Raw genomic sequence first — 18134 nt, 5'->3', positions numbered from 1 at the left:
GCCCTTGGTCGGGTAAGACGCGAGAAAGAGAGTGAGCAGACAATGGCGGGACAGAAGATCCGCATTCGCCTGAAGTCGTACGACCACGCCGGACTGGACTCGTCCGCGCGCAAGATCGTCGACACCGTGACCCGTGCCGGCGCCACCGTGGTGGGCCCGGTCCCCCTGCCGACCGAGAAGAACGTCGTGTGCGTCATCCGGTCGCCCCACAAGTACAAGGACAGCCGCGAGCACTTCGAGATGCGCACCCACAAGCGCCTCATCGACATCATCGACCCGACGCCCAAGGCCGTCGACTCGCTGATGCGCCTCGACCTCCCGGCCGATGTCAACATCGAGATCAAGCTCTGAGGTTCGACATGGCTGACATCAACTCCAAGATCTCCAAGGGCCTCCTCGGCACCAAGCTCGGTATGACCCAGGTGTGGGACGAGAACGGCAAGCTCGTTCCTGTCACCGTCATCGAGGTCGCCCCGAACGTCGTGACCCAGCTCCGCTCGGTCGAGAAGGACGGCTACAACGCCGTTCAGATCGGCTACGGCCAGATCGACCCCCGCAAGGTGAACAAGCCCCTGACGGCCCACTTCGAGGCCGCGGGCGTCACCCCGCGTCGTCACCTCACCGAGGTTCGCACCGCGGATGCCGCTGACTACTCGCTCGGTCAGGAGCTCACCGTGGACGGCCTGTTCGAGGCCGGCCAGCTGGTCGACGTCGTCGGCACCAGCAAGGGCAAGGGCACCGCCGGTGTCATGAAGCGTCACAACTTCAAGGGTGTCTCCGCTTCGCACGGTGCACACCGCAACCACCGCAAGCCCGGTTCGATCGGCGCCTCGTCGACCCCGAGCCGCGTCTTCAAGGGCATGCGCATGGCCGGCCGTATGGGTGGCGAGCGCGTGACCGTCCTCAACCTCACGGTGCACGCCGTCGACGCCGAGAAGGGTCTGCTGCTCGTCAAGGGCGCCGTCCCCGGTGCGCGTGGCCGCATCGTCTACGTCCGCAACGCAGTGAAGGGTGCCTGATCTCATGGCTGACTCGACTCTCGCGCTCGACGTTCGCAAGTCCGACGGCAAGAAGGCCGGCTCCGTGGAGCTGCCCGCCGCGATCTTCGACGTCAAGACGAACATCCCGCTGATCCACCAGGTCGTCGTCGCCCAGCGCGCCGCCGCCCGTCAGGGCACGCACTCGACCAAGCGTCGTGGCGAGGTCTCCGGTGCCGGTCGCAAGCCCTTCAAGCAGAAGGGCACGGGTAACGCCCGTCAGGGCTCGATCCGCGCGCCGCACATGACCGGTGGTGGCATCGTCCACGGTCCGAAGCCGCGCGACTACGGCCAGCGCACCCCCAAGAAGATGATCGCCGCTGCCCTCCTGGGTGCGCTGAGCGACCGTGCTCGTGGTGAGCGTCTCCACGTCGTGGAGTCCTTCGGCATCGAGGGTGCCCCGTCGACCAAGGCCGCTGCCGCGGTCCTGACCGCTTTCGGCGCCGTCAAGAACGTCCTCGTGGTCATCGACCGCGACGACGAGCTGACGATCAAGAGCGTGCGCAACCTCGCGTACGTCCACGTGCTGCCCTTCGGCCAGCTCAACGCCTACGACGTGCTCGTCTCCGACGACATCGTCTTCACCAAGGCCGCCTACGACGCGTTCGTCGCGTCGAAGTCCGGCGCCACCGAGGAGGTCTCGGCATGACCGCCGTCAACAAGGACCCGCGCGACATCATCCTGAAGCCGGTCGTCTCGGAGAAGAGCTACTCGCTCATCGACGAGGGCAAGTACACGTTCCTGGTGGACCCCCGTGCCTCCAAGACCGAGATCAAGCTCGCGATCGAGAAGATCTTCGGCGTCAAGGTGGCCTCGGTCAACACGATCAACCGCGTGGGCAAGGCCCGTCGCACCCGCTTCGGCATCGGCAAGCGCAAGGACACCAAGCGCGCGATCGTCAGCCTCAAGTCGGGCACCATCGACATCTTCACGGCAGTCGGCTGACGGTCGGGATAGAGGACAAGAACAATGGCTATTCGCAAGTACAAGCCCACGACGCCCGGTCGCCGCGGCTCGTCGGTGGCCGACTTCGCCGAGATCACCCGATCGACGCCCGAGAAGTCGCTGCTGCGCCCGCTGTCGAAGACCGGTGGCCGCAACAACCAGGGCCGCATCACGACGCGCCACATCGGTGGCGGTCACAAGCGCCAGTACCGTCTGATCGACTTCCGTCGTAACGACAAGGACGGCATCGACGCCAAGGTCGCTCACATCGAGTACGACCCCAACCGCACCGCGCGCATCGCGCTCCTGCACTACAAGGACGGCGAGAAGCGTTACATCCTCGCCCCCAACAAGCTGCAGCAGGGCGACGTCGTCGAGTCCGGTGCCGGCGCCGACATCAAGCCCGGCAACAACCTGCCGCTGCGCAACATCCCCACCGGTACCGTGATCCACGCGATCGAGCTGCGCCCCGGCGGCGGAGCGAAGATGGCCCGTTCGGCCGGCGCCTCGGTGCGTCTGGTCGCGAAGGACGGTCCCTACGCTCAGCTGCGTCTGCCCTCGGGCGAGATCCGCAACGTCGACGTGCGCTGCCGCGCCACGATCGGCGAGGTCGGCAACGCCGAGCAGTCGAACATCAACTGGGGCAAGGCCGGCCGCAAGCGCTGGAAGGGTGTCCGTCCCACCGTCCGTGGTGTCGCCATGAACCCGGTCGACCACCCGCACGGTGGTGGTGAGGGCAAGACGTCCGGTGGTCGTCACCCCGTCTCGCCGTGGGGTAAGGCCGAGGGCCGCACCCGCCACGCGAACAAGGAAAGCGACAAGCTGATCGTCCGCCGTCGCACCGCCGGCAAGAAGCGTAAGTAGGAGTAGAGGAAGATGCCTCGCAGCCTTAAGAAGGGCCCCTTCGTCGACGAGCACCTGCTTCGCAAGGTCGTCTCGCAGAACGAAGCCGGCACCAAGAACGTCATCAAGACCTGGTCGCGCCGTTCGATGATCATCCCCGCCATGCTGGGACACACCATCGCCGTGCACGACGGTCGCAAGCACATCCCCGTGTTCGTGACCGAGACCATGGTCGGCCACAAGCTGGGCGAGTTCTCGCCCACCCGCACCTTCCGCGGCCACGTGAAGGACGACAAGAAGGGCCGCCGCCGCTGACGCGGGGGCGTAAGAGGAGAGAGAAATGGTGGAGTCCATCGCACGCGTGCGACACATCCGCGTGACCCCTCAGAAGGCTCGTCGTGTCGTCGCTCTCATCAAGGGAAAGCAGGCCGAGGAGGCCCTCGCGATCCTGAAGTTCGCGCCCCAGAGCGCGAGCGAGCCGATCTACAAGCTCGTCGCCTCGGCGATCGCGAACGCTCGCGTCACCGCCGACAAGACGAACGAGTACCTGGATGACGCAGACCTGTACGTGAAGAACGCGTACGTCGACGAGGGCACGACGCTCAAGCGTTTCCAGCCCCGCGCACAGGGTCGCGCCTTCCAGATCAAGAAGCGCACGAGCCACATCACGGTCGTGCTCGCGACGCCGGAAGACGCTGCTGCGGCCCCGGCTCGCGCCAACAAGAAGGCGAGCAAGTAATGGGACAGAAGGTCAACCCGTACGGCTTCCGCCTCGGCATCACCACCGACCACGTGTCGCGGTGGTTCTCCGACTCGACGAAGCCCGGACAGCGCTACGCCGACTACCTCGCCGAGGACATCAAGATCCGTCGCCTGCTGACCACCTCGCTCGACCGCGCGGGCGTCAGCAACATCGAGATCGAGCGCACGCGTGACCGCGTCCGCGTCGACATCCACACCGCCCGCCCGGGCATCGTGATCGGTCGCCGTGGCGCCGAGGCCGAGCGCATCCGCGCCGACCTCGAGAAGCTCACCGGCAAGCAGATCCAGCTCAACATCCTCGAGGTCAAGAACCCCGAGGCCGACGCTCAGCTCGTCGCGCAGGGCGTCGCCGAGCAGCTCTCCGCCCGCGTGGCCTTCCGCCGCGCGATGCGCAAGGGTCTGCAGGGTGCGCAGCGCGCCGGTGCCAAGGGCGTCCGCATCCAGGTGTCGGGCCGTCTCGGCGGCGCCGAGATGAGCCGATCGGAGTTCTACCGCGAAGGCCGTGTGCCCCTGCACACGCTCCGCGCGAACATCGACTACGGCTTCTACGAGGCGAAGACGACCTTCGGTCGCATCGGCGTGAAGGTCTGGATCTACAAGGGCGACCTCACCAACAAGGAGCTCGCTCGCGAGCAGGCCAACGCGCCGAAGTCGCGCGGTCGTGACGACCGCGGTGGCGACCGTCGTCGTGGCCCGCGCAATGAGGCCCCCGTGGCAGAAGGAGCGTCGGCGTAATGCTCATCCCCCGCAAGGTCAAGTACCGCAAGCAGCACCACCCCGGCCGCTCGGGCCAGGCCACCGGTGGCACCCAGGTGTCGTTCGGTGAGTTCGGCATCCAGGCGCTGACCCCCGCTTACGTGACCAACCGTCAGATCGAGTCCGCTCGTATCGCCATGACGCGTCACATCAAGCGTGGTGGAAAGGTGTGGATCAACATCTACCCCGACCGTCCGCTCACCAAGAAGCCGGCCGAAACCCGCATGGGTTCCGGTAAGGGTTCCCCCGAGTGGTGGGTCGCGAACGTCAAGCCGGGCCGTGTCCTCTTCGAGGTCGCGGGCGTGAACGAGCAGCTCGCTCGCGAGGCGCTCACCCGAGCAATCCACAAGCTGCCGCTCAAGGCACGCATCATCAAGCGCGAGGAGGGCGACGCGTAATGGCGATCGGCACCAAGCAGCTCGCCCCGAGCGAGCTCGACACGTTCGAAGACCAGCGCCTCGTCGAGGAGCTGCGCAAGGCCAAGGAAGAGCTGTTCAACCTGCGCTTCCAGTCGGCCACCGGCCAGCTCGAGAGCCACGGCCGCATCCGTGCGGTCAAGCGCGACATCGCGCGGCTGTACACGGTGATCCGCGAGCGCGAGCTCGGCATCCGCGCCACGCCGGCCCCGGTCGAGGCGACGAAGGCGAAGAAGAGCAAGGCGAAGAAGGCGGATGCCGCTGACGACGCCGCGAAGGAAGAGGCGGAGTAATGGCTACCGCGAAGAAGGCAGAGGCCGAGGCGCAGGTCGCCGGTCACGAGCACGCCGCCAATGACGTGCGCGACGAGAACGCCCGCGGTTACCGCAAGGCGCGTCGTGGCTACGTCGTCAGCGACAAGATGGACAAGACGATCGTCGTCGAGGTCGAGGACCGCGTGAAGCACCCGCTCTACGGCAAGGTCATCCGTCGCACGTCGAAGGTCAAGGCCCACGACGAGACGAACTCGGCCGGCATCGGCGACCTGGTCGTCATCAACGAGACCCGTCCGCTCAGCGCCACCAAGCGCTGGCGCCTGGTCGAGATCCTCGAGAAGGCCAAGTAAGCCTCGCGGCTGCTTGGAACCCAAGGAGTAACAAGTGATTCAGAACGAATCCCGGCTGAAGGTCGCCGACAACACCGGCGCCAAGGAGCTGCTGACCATTCGCGTGCTCGGCGGCTCGAACCGCCGATACGCGGGCCTGGGCGACGTCATCGTCGCCACGGTCAAGGACGCGATCCCCGGTGGAAACGTCAAGAAGGGCGACGTGGTCAAGGCCGTCGTCGTCCGCGTGGTCAAGCAGACCCGTCGTCCCGACGGCTCGTACATCAAGTTCGACGAGAACGCCGCCGTGATCCTGAAGAACGACGGGGAGCCCCGCGGCACCCGCATCTTCGGACCGGTCGGTCGTGAGCTTCGCGACAAGAAGTTCATGAAGATCGTCTCGCTCGCCCCGGAGGTCATCTGATCATGGCGAAGATCAAGAAGGGCGACCTGGTTCAGGTCATCTCGGGCGCCAAGCCCGAGCGCGGCGGAGACCGTGGCAAGCAGGGTAAGGTCCTCGAGGTCCTCACCGAGCAGAACCGCGTGATCGTCGAGGGCGTGAACTACGTCACCAAGCACAACCGCGTCGGCCAGTCCCAGCGCGGCACCAAGACCGGTGGCATCGAGACCTTCGAGGCCCCGATCCACATCTCGAACGTCGCGCTCGTCGACCCTTCGACCAAGAAGCCGACCCGTGTCGGTCACCGCGTCGAGGAGCAGGTGAAGGACGGCGTGAAGCGCACCGTCCGCGTGCGCTACGCGAAGAAGTCAGGCAAGGACCTCTGAATATGAGCACCGACACTGCCGCGGTGGCTGGCAAGATCCAGCCCCGCCTGAAGCAGAAGTACAACACCGAGATCAAGAAGGCCCTGCAGGAAGAGTTCGGCTACGCGAACGTCATGCAGATCCCCGGCTTGGTCAAGGTCGTCGTGAACACCGGTGTCGGCGAGGCCGCTCGCGACAGCAAGGTAATCGATGGCGCGGTCGACGACCTCACCAAGATCACCGGTCAGAAGCCCATCGTCACCAAGGCCCGGAAGTCCATCGCGCAGTTCAAGCTGCGCGAGGGCCAGGCCATCGGTGCGCACGTCACCCTCCGTGGCGACCGTGCGTGGGAGTTCCTGGACCGCCTCGTCAACCTCGCACTGCCCCGTATCCGCGACTTCCGCGGTCTCTCGGCCCAGCAGTTCGACGGCAACGGCAACTACACCTTCGGTCTCCAGGAGCAGTCCGTGTTCCACGAGATCGATCAGGACCGCATCGACCGCGTGCGTGGTTTCGACATCACCATCGTCACCACCGCGAAGACCGATGACGAGGGCCGCTCGCTGCTCCGCCAGCTCGGCTTCCCGTTCCAGTCGTCGGACGCTCAGGCCTGAGCATCCGCCGACCCGGGCCCCCGGCATCCCGGGGGCCTCTCATCGAAGGTCGGCTGTCGTGTAACGGCAGTCGAAACCTCATGATCGAAAGAAGCAACACATGACGATGACAGACCCGGTCGCAGACATGCTGACCCGTCTGCGCAACGCGAACTCGGCGCACCACGACTCCGTGTCGCTCCCGAGCTCGAAGCTCAAGACGCACATCGCCGAAATCCTCAAGCAGGAGGGTTACATCGCCGAGTGGTCCGTTTCGGACGCCCGCGTCGGCCAGACCCTCACCCTGACGCTGAAGTACGGCCCGAACCGCGAGCGGTCGATCGCCGGCATCAAGCGCGTCTCGAAGCCCGGCCTCCGCGTGTACGCGAAGTCCACCGAGGTCCCCACGGTCCTCGGCGGTCTGGGCGTCGCCATCCTGTCCACCTCCTCCGGTCTCCTCACCGACCGTCAGGCCGAGCAGAAGGGCGTCGGCGGGGAAGTCCTCGCCTACGTGTGGTGATCTGACATGTCGCGTATCGGACGTCTTCCCATCGACATCCCCGCCGGAGTCACCGTCTCGGTGAACGGCCGGGAGGTCGCCGTCAAGGGCCCCAAGGGCGAGCTCACGCTCACCGTGGCATCCCCCCTCGAGGTGTCGGTCGAGGAGAACCAGGTTCTCGTCACCCGCCCCGACGACGAGCGCGAGTCGCGGTCGCTCCACGGCCTGACCCGCACGCTCATCAACAACAACATCATCGGTGTCACCCAGGGCTACTCCAAGGGCCTCGAGGTCGTCGGTACGGGTTACCGCGTGGCGCAGAAGGGCAGCTCGGTCGAGTTCGCCCTCGGCTTCTCGCACCCCGTCCTGATCGACCCGCCCGCGGGCATCACCCTCACGGTCGAAGGCAACAACAAGCTCACCGTGAGCGGCATCGACAAGCAGGCCGTCGGCGAGGCCGCCGCCAACATCCGCAAGATCCGCAAGCCCGAGCCCTACAAGGGCAAGGGTGTGCGGTACGCGGGCGAGGTTGTGCGCCGCAAGGCCGGAAAGAGTGGTAAGTAGCCATGGCTATCAAGACAAAGTCCGCCGCCCGCGCGCGTCGCCACGCTCGTCTGCGCAAGAAGGTCGTGGGTACGGAGCTCCGTCCCCGTCTCGTCGTGACGCGTTCGGCCCGCCACGTCTTCGTCCAGCTGGTCGACGACAGCAAGGGCCACACCGTGGCCTCGGCCTCGACCCTCGAGGTCGACCTGCGTTCGTTCGACGGTGACAAGACCGCCAAGGCCCGCAAGGTGGGCGAACTCGTCGCCGAGCGCGCCAAGGCCGCCGGCTTCTCGGACGTCGTGTTCGACCGCGGTGGCAACCGTTACGCCGGTCGTGTCGCCGCGATCGCCGAAGGCGCCCGCGAAGGAGGGCTGAACCTGTGAGTGACAACAAGGAGACCGAAGTGACCGAGCAGACTGCACCGACTGAGGGTGCGGCTGGGTCCCAGGCACCCGCCGAGCGTGAGCGCGAGCCCCGCCGCGGTGGTCGCGAGCGCAACGCCAACCAGCGTGACCGTGGGTCGCGCGACCGCAACGAGAGCCAGTTCCTCGAGCGCGTCGTGACGATCAACCGCGTCTCGAAGGTCGTCAAGGGTGGTCGTCGCTTCAGCTTCACGGCGCTCGTCGTCGTCGGCGACGGCAACGGCGTCGTGGGTGTCGGTTACGGCAAGGCCCGCGAAGTGCCCCTCGCCATCTCGAAGGGTGTCGAGGAAGCCAAGCGCAACTTCTTCCGCGTTCCGCGCTCCGGCTCGACCATTCCGCACCCCGTCCAGGGTGAGGCTGCCGCCGGTGTGGTGCTCCTGCGCCCCGCCGCCGCCGGTACCGGTGTTATCGCCGGTGGTCCCGTCCGCGCCGTCCTCGAGTGCGCCGGCATCCACGACGTCCTCTCGAAGTCGCTCGGCTCGTCGAACACGATCAACATCGTGCACGCGACCGTCGAGGCTCTGAAGTCGCTCGAGGAGCCCCGCGCCGTGGCCGCCCGCCGCGGTCTGGAGTTCGACCAGGTCGCCCCGGCCCGCCTCGTGCGCGCCGAGGCCGCCGCTCAGAAGGTAGGTGCCTGATGGCCGAGCGTCTGAAGGTCACGCAGATCAAGTCCAAGGTGAGCGAGAAGCAGAACCAGCGTGACACGCTGCGCTCGCTCGGTCTGAAGCGGATCGGCGACTCGGTCGTCCGTCCGGACGACGCGCAGACGCGCGGCTACGTCAAGACCGTCGCCCACCTCGTCAAGGTTGAGGAGATCGACTAATGGCTGACAAGAAGGACGAGACCGCCACGGTCGACGCCCCGAAGAAGGCTCCGGCCCGTAAGACGGCCGCCAAGAAGGATGCCGCTCCCGCGGCGCGCCCCGGCGTGCTCAAGGTCCACCACCTCCGTCCCGTCCCGGGCGCCCACACCGCGAAGACCCGTGTCGGTCGCGGTGAGGGCTCGAAGGGTAAGACGGCCGGTCGCGGTACCAAGGGAACCAAGGCCCGCTACCAGGTCAAGGTCGGCTTCGAGGGTGGGCAGATGCCGCTGCACATGCGCACCCCGAAGCTCCGCGGCTTCAAGAACCCGTTCCGGGTCGAGTACCAGGTCGTGAACCTGGACAAGCTCGCCGAGCTCTACCCCCAGGGTGGCGACGTGACCGTCGTCGACCTGGTGGCCAAGGGCGCCGTGCGCAAGAACGAGAAGGTCAAGGTGCTCGGCACCGGCGACATCTCGGTCGCGCTCAACGTGACGGTCGACAAGGTCTCCGGCTCTGCTGAGCAGAAGATCGTCGCCGCCGGCGGCTCGATCAACTGACGTATCACCCGGGGAGGGGCCGGCGGCCGTGTGGCCGTCGGCCCCTTCTGGGTTAGTCTGAGTCCGAGTGCGCCTCGTCGCGCGCCGAGATCGTTCTGGAGGAATCCCCTTGTTCAGCGCCATCGCGCGGGTTTTTCGCACGCCCGACCTGAGGCGGAAGATCGCCTTCACGCTGGGCATCATCGCCATCTACCGGCTGGGTGCCCACGTGCCGACGCCTTTCGTCGACTTCCCGAACGTCCAGAGCTGTCTCGCATCGTCGGGAAGCACCGAGGGGCTGCTCTCGCTGGTCAACCTGTTCTCGGGCGGCGCGCTCCTCCAGCTGTCGATCTTCGCGCTGGGCGTCATGCCGTACATCACGGCGACGATCATCGTGCAGCTCCTGCGCGTGGTCATCCCGCACTTCGAGACGCTGTACAAGGAGGGCCAGGCCGGCCAGGCCAAGCTCACGCAGTACACGCGCTACCTGACGATCGCGCTCGCGCTGCTGCAGTCCACGACCCTCGTGACCGTTGCCCGGTCGGGCCAGTTGCTCGGCACGGGCGGTGCGCCGGAGTGCCAGCAGCTGCTCACCAACGACATCTGGTGGGCCCAGCTGCTCATGATCATCACCATGACCGCCGGTACCGGCCTGGTCATGTGGTTCGCCGAGCTCGTCACCGAGCGCGGTGTCGGCAACGGCATGTCGATCCTCATCTTCACCTCGGTCGCCGCGACGTTCCCGGCCGCGATGTTCGCGATCCTGAACACCCGCGGCGTCGAGGTCTTCCTCCTGGTCCTCGCGGTCGGCATCGTCGTCGTCGCGCTCGTCGTGTTCGTCGAGCAGTCGCAGCGTCGCATCCCGGTGCAGTACGCCAAGCGCATGGTGGGGCGCCGCACCTACGGCGGGACGAACACGTACATCCCGATCAAGGTCAACATGGCCGGTGTCGTGCCGGTGATCTTCGCGTCGTCCCTGCTGTACATCCCCGCGCTCATCGCGCAGTTCAACCAGCCGCAGGCGGGCCAGGAGCCGGCTGCATGGGTGACCTGGATCTCGCAGTACCTGACGCGCGGTGACCACCCGCTGTACATGCTGGTGTACTTCCTGCTGATCGTCGGCTTCACGTACTTCTACGTCGCGATCACGTTCAACCCGGTCGACGTCGCCGACAACATGAAGAAGTACGGCGGCTTCATCCCCGGCATCCGGGCGGGCCGTCCGACCGCCGAGTACCTCGATTACGTGCTGACGCGCATCACGCTGCCCGGCTCCATCTACCTCGGCCTCATCGCTCTGCTGCCGCTCGTGGCGCTGGCGACGGTCGGTGCCAACCAGAACTTCCCGTTCGGCGGCGCGTCGATCCTCATCATCGTCGGCGTCGGCCTCGAGACGGTGAAGCAGATCGACGCGCAACTCCAGCAGCGTCACTACGAGGGGCTTCTGCGATGACCGCACGTCTTCTGATCGTCGGACCCCAGGGTTCGGGCAAGGGAACGCAGGGCGTCCGTGTCGGTGCGGCCCTCGGGATCCCGGTGGTCTCCACCGGCGACGTGTTCCGCTCGAACGTCGCCGAGGGGACCGAACTCGGCCTCCAGGTGAAGTCGATCATCGACGCGGGGAGCCTGGTCCCGGACGAGCTGACGAGCGCTGTCGTCCGCGACCGCCTCTCGCAGGCGGACGCCGCGGAGGGCTTCCTCCTCGACGGCTACCCGCGCAACCTCGCGCAGGTCCTGCACCTCGATGAATTCCTCGAGGGCCGTGGCGAGCAGCTCGATGCCGTCATCGCGCTGGTCGTGCCGCGCGAGGAGTCGCTGTCGCGTCTGACCGCCCGTGCGGCTGAGCAGGGTCGCGCCGATGACACCGAGGAGGCGATCGCGACGCGCCTGGGCATCTACGAGCGCGAGACGGCGCCCATCCTCGACGTCTACGGCACGCGCGGCGTCGTCGACGAGATCGACGGCGTCGGCGACCTCGATGAGATCACCGCGCGCATCTTCGCCGCACTCGAGGCGCGCGGCCTGCGTCCGGCGCGCTGACGTGGTCCTGCGCTCCTCGATCTACAAGAAGCCCGCACAGCTGCGGGCAATGGTGGAACCCGGCCTGATCACGGCGGCCGCCCTGGAAGCCGTGCGGGCGCTGATCGCGCCCGGGATCACGACGCTCGAGCTCGACGCCGCGGCATCCCGTGTCATCACTGAGCGAGGCGCGAAGTCGAACTTCCAGATGGTGCGCGGCTATCGGCACACCATCTGCGCATCGGTGAACGACGAGGTCGTGCACGGCATCCCGAAAGATCGGCCGCTCCGGGCGGGCGACCTGCTGTCGATCGACGCCGGCGCAGAGCTCCGCGGATGGAACGGCGACTCCGCCTTCACGATGATCGTGCCCGGTGACGCACCGGAGGAGCTGGTCGCTCCACGCCGACGGCTGTCCGAGGTGACGGAGGGGTCGCTCTGGGCGGGAATCGCCGCTCTGAGCCAGGCGTCCCACCTCGGCGAGGTGAGCGCCGCGATCGAGGCCTACATCGAGGACAACGCACCCGCCGGCGGCTACGGCATCCTGCGCGACTACGTCGGTCACGGCATCGGCCGCAAGATGCACGAGGCGCCCAGCGTGTTCAACTACCGCGTGCCCGAGCGCGGCGCGGAAGTGCGCCCCGGACTCGCCGTCGCGATCGAGCCGATGGTGGTCATCGGCGACCAGGAGACCCAGGTCGAGGACGACGGGTGGACCGTCACCACCGTGGACGGCACCGAGGGCTCCCACTGGGAACATAGTGTCGCCGTGCATGATGGGGGTGTCTGGGTCCTCACCGCTCCCGACGGCGGTGCGGAGAAGCTGGCACCCTTCGGAGTGGTGCCGAAGGAGATCGACGCATGATGATGGCCGCCGCGCGGAAGTCCACCAACTGGTTCGCGATCGGGGTGACCGCGGCTGCCGTCGTGGTCGTGCTGATCATCGGCGGGGTCGTCTGGTTCGCCAACAGCCAAGCGACGTCGACGGGTACGGTCCCGCAGTCCTCCGCCGTGAACGGTGACACGGGCGCGATCGCCGTGGGGTCCGGGAGCGACACGGTGGACACCTACATCGACTTCATGTGCCCCATCTGCAACTCGTTCGAGCAGTCCTACGGTCCCACGCTGCAGCAGCTGGTCGACGACGGCAAGATCACGCTCAACATCCACCCGATCTCGATCCTGGACGCGCAGTCGCAGGGCACGCAGTACTCCACCCGCGCGGCGAACGCGGCGTACTGCGTGGCGGTCGACGACCCCGCGAACATCCCGGCCTTCGTGAAGGCGATGTATGCGCAGCAGCCGAAGGAAGGCACCGCCGGCCTCGACGACACCACTCTCGCCTCGATCGCGAAGGATGCCGGAGCCTCGGATGCCGTGACCTCGTGCATCACCGGCGGCACGTACACGAAGTACGTCACCGCGTTGACGAAGAAGACGCCGTCGCAGACCGGTTCCGGCATCGCGACGCCGACGATCGCGATCAACGGCAAGGTCTTGGTCAACCAGACCGACCTCACGGGTGACCCGCAGAAGGACATCGTCGGTCGACTCAACGGCTGAACCGAGGCGGCGAGTTGCCGCATCGCGTTCTACCACGTATGCTTGATCTTTGGTGCGTTGCGCCTTTATTGGCGTGTCGCAGCACCGAATCCCCATCCACCGCAGACCGGCCGGTCTGCAATGAGCGTGAGCGAGTTTATGGCGAAGAAAGACGGTGTCATCGAGATCGAGGGCACGGTGTCGGAAGCACTGCCCAATGCGATGTTCCGTGTCGAACTGACCAACGGTCACAAGGTGCTCGCCACCATCTCGGGCAAGATGCGGCAGAACTACATCCGCATCATCCCCGAGGACCGCGTCGTCGTCGAGCTGAGCCCCTACGACCTCACGCGCGGTCGTATCGTCTACCGCTACCGCTGAGTCCGGCCGAGAAGTAACGATCCGCTCCGGCGGAATCGAAGACAGCGAACAGGAAACACCCCCAATGAAGGTCAACCCCTCCGTCAAGCCCATCTGCGACCACTGCAAGGTGATCCGTCGCCACGGGCGCGTCATGGTGATCTGCAAGAGCAACCCGCGTCACAAGCAGCGCCAGGGCTGAGTCCGCGCGGACGCGGTCCGCACGAGCTCGACGAACGACTTCCAACTGAACACACAACGGCAGGATCAGAACCCGCGATGCGGGGGACACCTCGGGGCGGAGGCCCGGGCACCGATCCTGCTCCACACCTCCACGACACTCTGAGGAGAGCCGCATGGCACGTCTCGCCGGCGTCGACATCCCGCGCGACAAGCGCGTGGTGATCGCACTTACCTACATCTACGGCGTGGGCCGCACCCGCTCCACCGAGATCCTCACCGCGACCGGCATCAGCCCGGACGTCCGCGTCAAGGACCTCACCGACGACCAGCTGGTCGCGCTCCGCGACCACATCGAGGGCACCTACAAGGTGGAGGGTGACCTCCGTCGCGAGGTGGCCGCCGACATCCGCCGCAAGGTCGAGATCGGTTCCTACGAGGGCCTGCGCCACCGCCGCGGCCTCCCGGTGCGCGGTCAGCGCACGAAGACGAACGCGCGTACCCGCAAGGGCCCCAAGCGCACCGTCGCCGGCAAGAAGAAGGCGCGCTAGGCCTCCGCCGGCGCAGGATCCAGGAGAACCGCACATGGCACAGGCCAAGTCCGCCGCGCGCAAGCCGCGCCGCAAGGAGAAGAAGAACATCGCCGTGGGTCAGGCCCACATCAAGTCGACGTTCAACAACACCATCGTTTCGATCACCGACCCCTCCGGGGCCGTCATCAGCTGGGCCTCGTCCGGCGGCGTCGGCTTCAAGGGCTCGCGCAAGTCGACGCCCTACGCCGCAGGCATGGCGGCGGAGTCCGCTGCCCGCCAGGCGCAGGAGCACGGCGTGAAGAAGGTCGACGTCTTCGTGAAGGGCCCCGGCTCGGGTCGCGAGACCGCGATCCGTTCGCTCACGGCCGCCGGCCTCGAGGTCGGCTCGATCCAGGACGTGACGCCGCAGGCCCACAACGGCTGCCGTCCGCCGAAGCGCCGCCGCGTCTGACGCATCGTTCCCGGGGAGTGCTCGTCACTCCCCGGGAACGTTTGCGCTCCCGCGCACCCACAGACATCCGGATGCCGCCGACCGGTCGGTCATCGGCATCCTGCGAGTACAACTCAACACCTCACCCCATTACACGTGTCATATAGCGGGCACGTGATCGAAAGGAACACATAGTGCTCATCGCACAGCGTCCCACTCTGACCGAGGAGAAGATCGGGGAGTTCCGCAGCCGTTTCGTCATCGAGCCGCTCGAGCCCGGCTTCGGTTACACGATCGGCAACGCGCTGCGTCGCAGCCTCCTGTCGTCGATCCCCGGCGCGGCCGTCACGAGCATCCGCATCGATGGCGTCCTCCACGAGTTCAGCACCATCCCGGGCGTGAAGGAAGACGTCACCGAGATCATCCTGAACATCAAGCAGCTCGTGGTCTCGAGCGAGCGCGACGAGCCCATCACGGCCTACCTGCGCAAGACGGGTGCCGGCGAGGTCACGGCGGCGGACATCTCCGCTCCCGCGGGCGTCGAGGTGCACAACCCCGAGCTGGTCATCGCCACGCTGAACGACACCGCGAAGTTCGAGCTCGAACTCACGATCGAGCGCGGCCGCGGATACGTGTCGGCGACCCAGAACCGCAACGAGTACGCCGAGGCGGGCCAGATCCCGATCGACTCGATCTACTCGCCCGTGCTCAAGGTCAGCTACCGCGTCGACGCGACCCGTGCCGGTGAGCGCACCGACTTCGACAAGCTCGTCCTCGACGTCGAGTCGAAGCCGTCGATCGCCCCGCGCGACGCCGTCGCCTCGGCCGGCCGTACGCTCACCGAGCTGTTCGGTCTCGCCCGCGAGCTGAACGTCGAGGCCGAGGGCATCGAGATCGGCCCGGCGCCGGTGGAGACCGTCCTCTCGAACGAGCTGTCGATGCCGATCGAAGACCTCGACCTCTCGGTGCGCTCGTACAACTGCCTCAAGCGCGAGGGCATCAACACCGTTTCGGAGCTGGTCGCCCTCTCCGAGACCCAGCTGATGAACATCCGCAACTTCGGTCAGAAGTCGGTCGATGAGGTGCGCGACAAGCTCACCTCCCTCGGCCTGTCGCTCAAGGACTCGGTGCCCGGTTTCGACGGCGCTCAGTTCTTCGGCGGCTACGACGACGAGACCGTCTGACCCGTCGGACCCGACCGAACCTTCCTACTGGAGTAACACGACATGCCCAAGCCCACGAAGGGACCCCGCCTCGGCGGCGGCCCGGCCCACGAGCGCCTGCTTCTCGCGAACCTCGCGGCGGCCCTGTACACCCACAAGTCGATCAAGACGACCGAGACCAAGGCCAAGCGCCTTCGTCCGCTCGCTGAGCGCCTGATCACGTTCGCGAAGCGGGGTGACCTCCACGCCCGTCGCCGCGTTCTGTCGGTGATCGGTGACAAGGAGGTCGTGCACACCCTCTTCACCGAGATCGCTCCGCTGGTCGCCGACCGTGACGGCGGTTACACCCGCATCACGAAGGTCGGAAACCGCAAGGGTGACAACGCCCCCATGGCCGTGATCGAGCTCGTCCTCGAGCCCGTCACGAAGAAGCCGTCCGCGTCGAAGGCTGCTGCCGCCCCGGCCGCTGCCCCCGTCGCCGAAGAGGCTCCGGCGGAGGAGGCTCCCGTCGAGGAGACCGCCACCGACGAGACCCCCAGCGCCGATGAGGCTGCCGACGCCGGCGCCGAGTCGCAGGAGGAGGGCGCCGCCGCCGAGGCTGCCGCCGCCGACGCGGTCGAGGACGACGCCAAGGCGTAATCCCCGCTCTCGTACTGAGGCCCTGTCCCACCCGGGAGGGGGCCTCAGTCGTAGGCGGGCGGTGCGAATAGGGTAGACGGGTGCGCATCCGTCTCGACATCGCCTACGACGGCACGCACTTCCGCGGGTGGGCCCGGCAGCCGGGTCTGCGCACCGTGCAGGGTGTGCTCGAGGATGCTCTTGCCCGCATCGTCGGCGGGGATCTGCGCCTGGTCGTGGCCGGGCGCACGGACGCCGGGGTGCACGCCTCGGGACAGGTGGCTCACGTCGACCTCGACGAGGCGCAGGAGACCCGCCTCCCGCGACGTCGGCGTGACGGTGACGAGACGGACGCCGTGGCCGCCCTCGCGGGACGGATCCGCGGTGTCCTCGGCGCCTACCCCGACGTGACGGTGAGCCGCACCACCGCCGCCCCGGACGGGTTCGATGCGCGCTTCTCCGCGGTGTGGCGACGGTACTCCTACCGGATCGCCGATCTCACGACGGGATACGACCCCCTCGAACGATCCAGGACGACGGCCGTGAAGGCGCATCTGGACGTCGAGGCGATGGATGCCGCGGCCCGCAGTCTCATCGGTCTCCACGATTTCGCGGCGTACTGCAAGGCGCGGGAGGAGGCGACGACGATTCGAACGCTGCTCGAGTACGACTGGCACCGCGCTGCCGACGGTGCCGTCGTCGCGAACGTGCGCGCCGATGCGTTCTGCCACAGCATGGTGCGGGCCCTGGTGGGAGCGTGCGTGGCGGTCGGGGAGGGCCGGCTGGAGGCCGACCGCGTCCTCGCGATCCGGGATGCCGCTGAGCGCACGCCGGACACGAAAGTCCTGGCTGCACGTGGTCTCGTTCTCGCCGAGGTCGGATATCCCGCGGACGACCTGTTGGCCGCGCGCGCGGAACAGACCCGCAACCGCCGCGACGCGGACGAGATCGGTTCCTGAGCGTTCCGCAACCCTCAGGCCCCGCAAGGGTGCACCGCCCTAGGCTGGCATCGCCATGAAGGTCATTTCGTACAACTTGCGGAAGCATCGCGCGGCGGGGGAGCTCGCCGCTCTCGTTGATGCGCACGCCGTCGATGTCCTCTGTCTTCAGGAATGCGACACGCGTGACATCCCGGACGAGATCTCGGGGCTGCGCTTGGCGGAGGCCACTCAGCGCAACCGCCTCGGCCTGGCCGTCTACTATCGCGAGAACACGTTCCGGGCCGTGGAGGTGCGAGCGATCGCCTTGAAGAAGTCGCTTCACGACTATGTTCTGAAGCCCGCCGAGGAGCGAATGCTCGGCGTCCGACTCCGCGACATCGACGACGGCCACGAGATCATCGTGGCGTCCTTCCACGCCGCACCCCTCACGGCGTTGAACTCGCTCCGACGCCACCAGATCCGCACCGCGCTCGCGGAACTGCAGAATCTCGGGCCCGGCCTCCCGGCGCTCATGGTCGGGGACTACAACTACCCCGTCTTCAAGGAGAACCTGGGTCAGGCCGTCCGCGACCAGGGGTACGAACTGACGCTGAGCGACTCCCGCACGTACACGAGGTATCGCTTCTTCCGGGGGCACTACGACTTCGCGACGTCGATCGGGTTCGACATCGCACACATCCGAACCCTCCCACAGGGACTCAGCGACCATCTGCCGATCCTCATCACGGCGGAGGCAGCTGCGGCGACTCAGCCCACGGGCGTCGCCTGAGTCGTTGTCGTCGACGACGCAGCGGGGGCCGTCCGAAGACGACCCCCGCTGCGAGG

General features: G+C 67.0%; 32 protein-coding genes. All 32 read left to right on the top strand.

Annotated features, from left to right (window positions below):
- The first annotated feature begins 42 nt into the window (after nucleotides 1-42).
- The 32 genes from rpsJ to AVW09_RS02900 all read left to right on the top strand — a co-directional run bounded on the left by rpsJ (nucleotide 43) and on the right by AVW09_RS02900 (nucleotide 18078).
- Nucleotides 43-351, top strand: coding sequence for a 30S ribosomal protein S10 (gene rpsJ, locus AVW09_RS03055; RefSeq protein WP_013584016.1), 309 nt, complete (start codon nucleotides 43-45; stop codon nucleotides 349-351).
- A gap of 8 nt (nucleotides 352-359) precedes the next feature.
- On the top strand, nucleotides 360-1019 hold the full coding sequence (rplC, locus tag AVW09_RS03050) for a 50S ribosomal protein L3 (protein WP_022878261.1): 660 nt from the start codon (nucleotides 360-362) through the stop codon (nucleotides 1017-1019).
- 4 nt (nucleotides 1020-1023) lie between these two features.
- Complete coding sequence (rplD, locus tag AVW09_RS03045; RefSeq protein ID WP_063256606.1) at nucleotides 1024-1686, top strand: 50S ribosomal protein L4; 663 nt, start codon at nucleotides 1024-1026, stop codon at nucleotides 1684-1686.
- Entirely contained in the window at nucleotides 1683-1982 is a 300-nt protein-coding gene (gene rplW, locus AVW09_RS03040) for a 50S ribosomal protein L23 (protein WP_022878259.1), read from the top strand. Before rplD ends, rplW begins: the two co-directional genes overlap by 4 nt.
- Before the next feature lie 24 nt (nucleotides 1983-2006).
- Complete coding sequence (gene rplB / locus AVW09_RS03035; protein WP_063256605.1) at nucleotides 2007-2846, top strand: 50S ribosomal protein L2; 840 nt, start codon at nucleotides 2007-2009, stop codon at nucleotides 2844-2846.
- Nucleotides 2847-2858: 12 nt separating this feature from the next.
- Complete coding sequence (gene rpsS, locus AVW09_RS03030) at nucleotides 2859-3140, top strand: 30S ribosomal protein S19 (RefSeq protein ID WP_022878257.1); 282 nt, start codon at nucleotides 2859-2861, stop codon at nucleotides 3138-3140.
- A 25-nt stretch (nucleotides 3141-3165) separates the two neighbouring features.
- A complete protein-coding gene (gene rplV / locus AVW09_RS03025) occupies nucleotides 3166-3564 on the top strand; it encodes a 50S ribosomal protein L22 (RefSeq protein WP_063256604.1) in 399 nt (132 codons plus the stop codon).
- Nucleotides 3564-4322 carry a 30S ribosomal protein S3 gene (rpsC, locus tag AVW09_RS03020; RefSeq protein WP_058230882.1) on the top strand — a complete coding sequence of 253 codons (759 nt, stop codon included), beginning with the start codon at nucleotides 3564-3566 and terminating at the stop codon, nucleotides 4320-4322. Before rplV ends, rpsC begins: the two co-directional genes overlap by 1 nt.
- Complete coding sequence (gene rplP / locus AVW09_RS03015) at nucleotides 4322-4741, top strand: 50S ribosomal protein L16 (protein ID WP_022877836.1); 420 nt, start codon at nucleotides 4322-4324, stop codon at nucleotides 4739-4741. The genes rpsC and rplP overlap by 1 nt, the downstream gene beginning before the upstream one ends.
- The gene (rpmC, locus tag AVW09_RS18310) at nucleotides 4741-5052 is read left to right on the top strand and encodes a 50S ribosomal protein L29 (protein WP_013584007.1); all 312 of its coding nucleotides are present in this window, start codon (nucleotides 4741-4743) and stop codon (nucleotides 5050-5052) included. The genes rplP and rpmC overlap by 1 nt, the downstream gene beginning before the upstream one ends.
- Nucleotides 5052-5384 carry a 30S ribosomal protein S17 gene (gene rpsQ / locus AVW09_RS03005; protein WP_022877835.1) on the top strand — a complete coding sequence of 111 codons (333 nt, stop codon included), beginning with the start codon at nucleotides 5052-5054 and terminating at the stop codon, nucleotides 5382-5384. Before rpmC ends, rpsQ begins: the two co-directional genes overlap by 1 nt.
- Before the next feature lie 34 nt (nucleotides 5385-5418).
- Nucleotides 5419-5787 (top strand): 50S ribosomal protein L14, encoded by a 369-nt coding sequence (gene rplN, locus AVW09_RS03000; RefSeq protein WP_013584005.1) that lies wholly within the window; start codon nucleotides 5419-5421, stop codon nucleotides 5785-5787.
- A gap of 2 nt (nucleotides 5788-5789) precedes the next feature.
- Nucleotides 5790-6149, top strand: coding sequence for a 50S ribosomal protein L24 (gene rplX, locus AVW09_RS02995; protein ID WP_063256603.1), 360 nt, complete (start codon nucleotides 5790-5792; stop codon nucleotides 6147-6149).
- A 2-nt stretch (nucleotides 6150-6151) separates the two neighbouring features.
- Nucleotides 6152-6742: a 50S ribosomal protein L5 gene (gene rplE / locus AVW09_RS02990; RefSeq protein WP_063256602.1), complete on the top strand. Its 591-nt coding sequence runs from the start codon at nucleotides 6152-6154 to the stop codon at nucleotides 6740-6742.
- 100 nt (nucleotides 6743-6842) lie between these two features.
- Entirely contained in the window at nucleotides 6843-7241 is a 399-nt protein-coding gene (rpsH, locus tag AVW09_RS02985; protein WP_022877832.1) for a 30S ribosomal protein S8, read from the top strand.
- A gap of 6 nt (nucleotides 7242-7247) precedes the next feature.
- Nucleotides 7248-7784, top strand: a complete 537-nt coding sequence (rplF, locus tag AVW09_RS02980; protein WP_063256601.1) for a 50S ribosomal protein L6 — start codon at nucleotides 7248-7250, stop codon at nucleotides 7782-7784.
- 2 nt (nucleotides 7785-7786) lie between these two features.
- Entirely contained in the window at nucleotides 7787-8146 is a 360-nt protein-coding gene (rplR, locus tag AVW09_RS02975) for a 50S ribosomal protein L18 (protein WP_022877830.1), read from the top strand.
- Entirely contained in the window at nucleotides 8143-8823 is a 681-nt protein-coding gene (gene rpsE / locus AVW09_RS02970) for a 30S ribosomal protein S5 (protein ID WP_022877829.1), read from the top strand. Before rplR ends, rpsE begins: the two co-directional genes overlap by 4 nt.
- A complete protein-coding gene (gene rpmD, locus AVW09_RS02965) occupies nucleotides 8823-9008 on the top strand; it encodes a 50S ribosomal protein L30 (RefSeq protein ID WP_013583998.1) in 186 nt (61 codons plus the stop codon). Before rpsE ends, rpmD begins: the two co-directional genes overlap by 1 nt.
- Nucleotides 9008-9544 carry a 50S ribosomal protein L15 gene (rplO, locus tag AVW09_RS02960; RefSeq protein ID WP_022877828.1) on the top strand — a complete coding sequence of 179 codons (537 nt, stop codon included), beginning with the start codon at nucleotides 9008-9010 and terminating at the stop codon, nucleotides 9542-9544. The genes rpmD and rplO overlap by 1 nt, the downstream gene beginning before the upstream one ends.
- 109 nt (nucleotides 9545-9653) lie before the next feature.
- Nucleotides 9654-10976 carry a preprotein translocase subunit SecY gene (gene secY, locus AVW09_RS02955; protein WP_063256600.1) on the top strand — a complete coding sequence of 441 codons (1323 nt, stop codon included), beginning with the start codon at nucleotides 9654-9656 and terminating at the stop codon, nucleotides 10974-10976.
- On the top strand, nucleotides 10973-11563 hold the full coding sequence (locus AVW09_RS02950) for an adenylate kinase (protein ID WP_063256599.1): 591 nt from the start codon (nucleotides 10973-10975) through the stop codon (nucleotides 11561-11563). The genes secY and AVW09_RS02950 overlap by 4 nt, the downstream gene beginning before the upstream one ends.
- Nucleotide 11564: 1 nt before the next feature.
- Nucleotides 11565-12407: a type I methionyl aminopeptidase gene (gene map / locus AVW09_RS02945; protein WP_063256598.1), complete on the top strand. Its 843-nt coding sequence runs from the start codon at nucleotides 11565-11567 to the stop codon at nucleotides 12405-12407.
- Nucleotides 12404-13105 carry a DsbA family protein gene (locus AVW09_RS02940; RefSeq protein WP_156495944.1) on the top strand — a complete coding sequence of 234 codons (702 nt, stop codon included), beginning with the start codon at nucleotides 12404-12406 and terminating at the stop codon, nucleotides 13103-13105. Before map ends, AVW09_RS02940 begins: the two co-directional genes overlap by 4 nt.
- Before the next feature lie 138 nt (nucleotides 13106-13243).
- Complete coding sequence (infA, locus tag AVW09_RS02935; RefSeq protein ID WP_013583992.1) at nucleotides 13244-13465, top strand: translation initiation factor IF-1; 222 nt, start codon at nucleotides 13244-13246, stop codon at nucleotides 13463-13465.
- Nucleotides 13466-13529: 64 nt separating this feature from the next.
- Nucleotides 13530-13646, top strand: coding sequence for a 50S ribosomal protein L36 (rpmJ, locus tag AVW09_RS02930; RefSeq protein ID WP_005050492.1), 117 nt, complete (start codon nucleotides 13530-13532; stop codon nucleotides 13644-13646).
- A 154-nt stretch (nucleotides 13647-13800) separates the two neighbouring features.
- Nucleotides 13801-14175 (top strand): 30S ribosomal protein S13, encoded by a 375-nt coding sequence (gene rpsM, locus AVW09_RS02925; RefSeq protein ID WP_063256596.1) that lies wholly within the window; start codon nucleotides 13801-13803, stop codon nucleotides 14173-14175.
- A gap of 34 nt (nucleotides 14176-14209) precedes the next feature.
- Nucleotides 14210-14608, top strand: coding sequence for a 30S ribosomal protein S11 (gene rpsK, locus AVW09_RS02920; RefSeq protein WP_013583990.1), 399 nt, complete (start codon nucleotides 14210-14212; stop codon nucleotides 14606-14608).
- A 173-nt stretch (nucleotides 14609-14781) separates the two neighbouring features.
- Nucleotides 14782-15771, top strand: a complete 990-nt coding sequence (locus AVW09_RS02915; protein ID WP_022879045.1) for a DNA-directed RNA polymerase subunit alpha — start codon at nucleotides 14782-14784, stop codon at nucleotides 15769-15771.
- A gap of 42 nt (nucleotides 15772-15813) precedes the next feature.
- Complete coding sequence (gene rplQ / locus AVW09_RS02910) at nucleotides 15814-16389, top strand: 50S ribosomal protein L17 (protein WP_063256595.1); 576 nt, start codon at nucleotides 15814-15816, stop codon at nucleotides 16387-16389.
- 80 nt (nucleotides 16390-16469) lie between these two features.
- A complete protein-coding gene (gene truA, locus AVW09_RS02905; protein ID WP_063256594.1) occupies nucleotides 16470-17327 on the top strand; it encodes a tRNA pseudouridine(38-40) synthase TruA in 858 nt (285 codons plus the stop codon).
- 55 nt (nucleotides 17328-17382) lie between these two features.
- On the top strand, nucleotides 17383-18078 hold the full coding sequence (locus AVW09_RS02900) for an endonuclease/exonuclease/phosphatase family protein (protein WP_063256593.1): 696 nt from the start codon (nucleotides 17383-17385) through the stop codon (nucleotides 18076-18078).
- Nucleotides 18079-18134 lie beyond the last annotated feature (56 nt).

This window comes from Microbacterium sp. T32 (assembly GCF_001619615.1).
Taxonomy (GTDB): Bacteria; Actinomycetota; Actinomycetes; order Actinomycetales; family Microbacteriaceae; genus Microbacterium.
The sequence above is the reverse complement of the archived record's forward strand: the minus strand, read 5'-3'. Positions and strand labels throughout refer to the sequence as shown.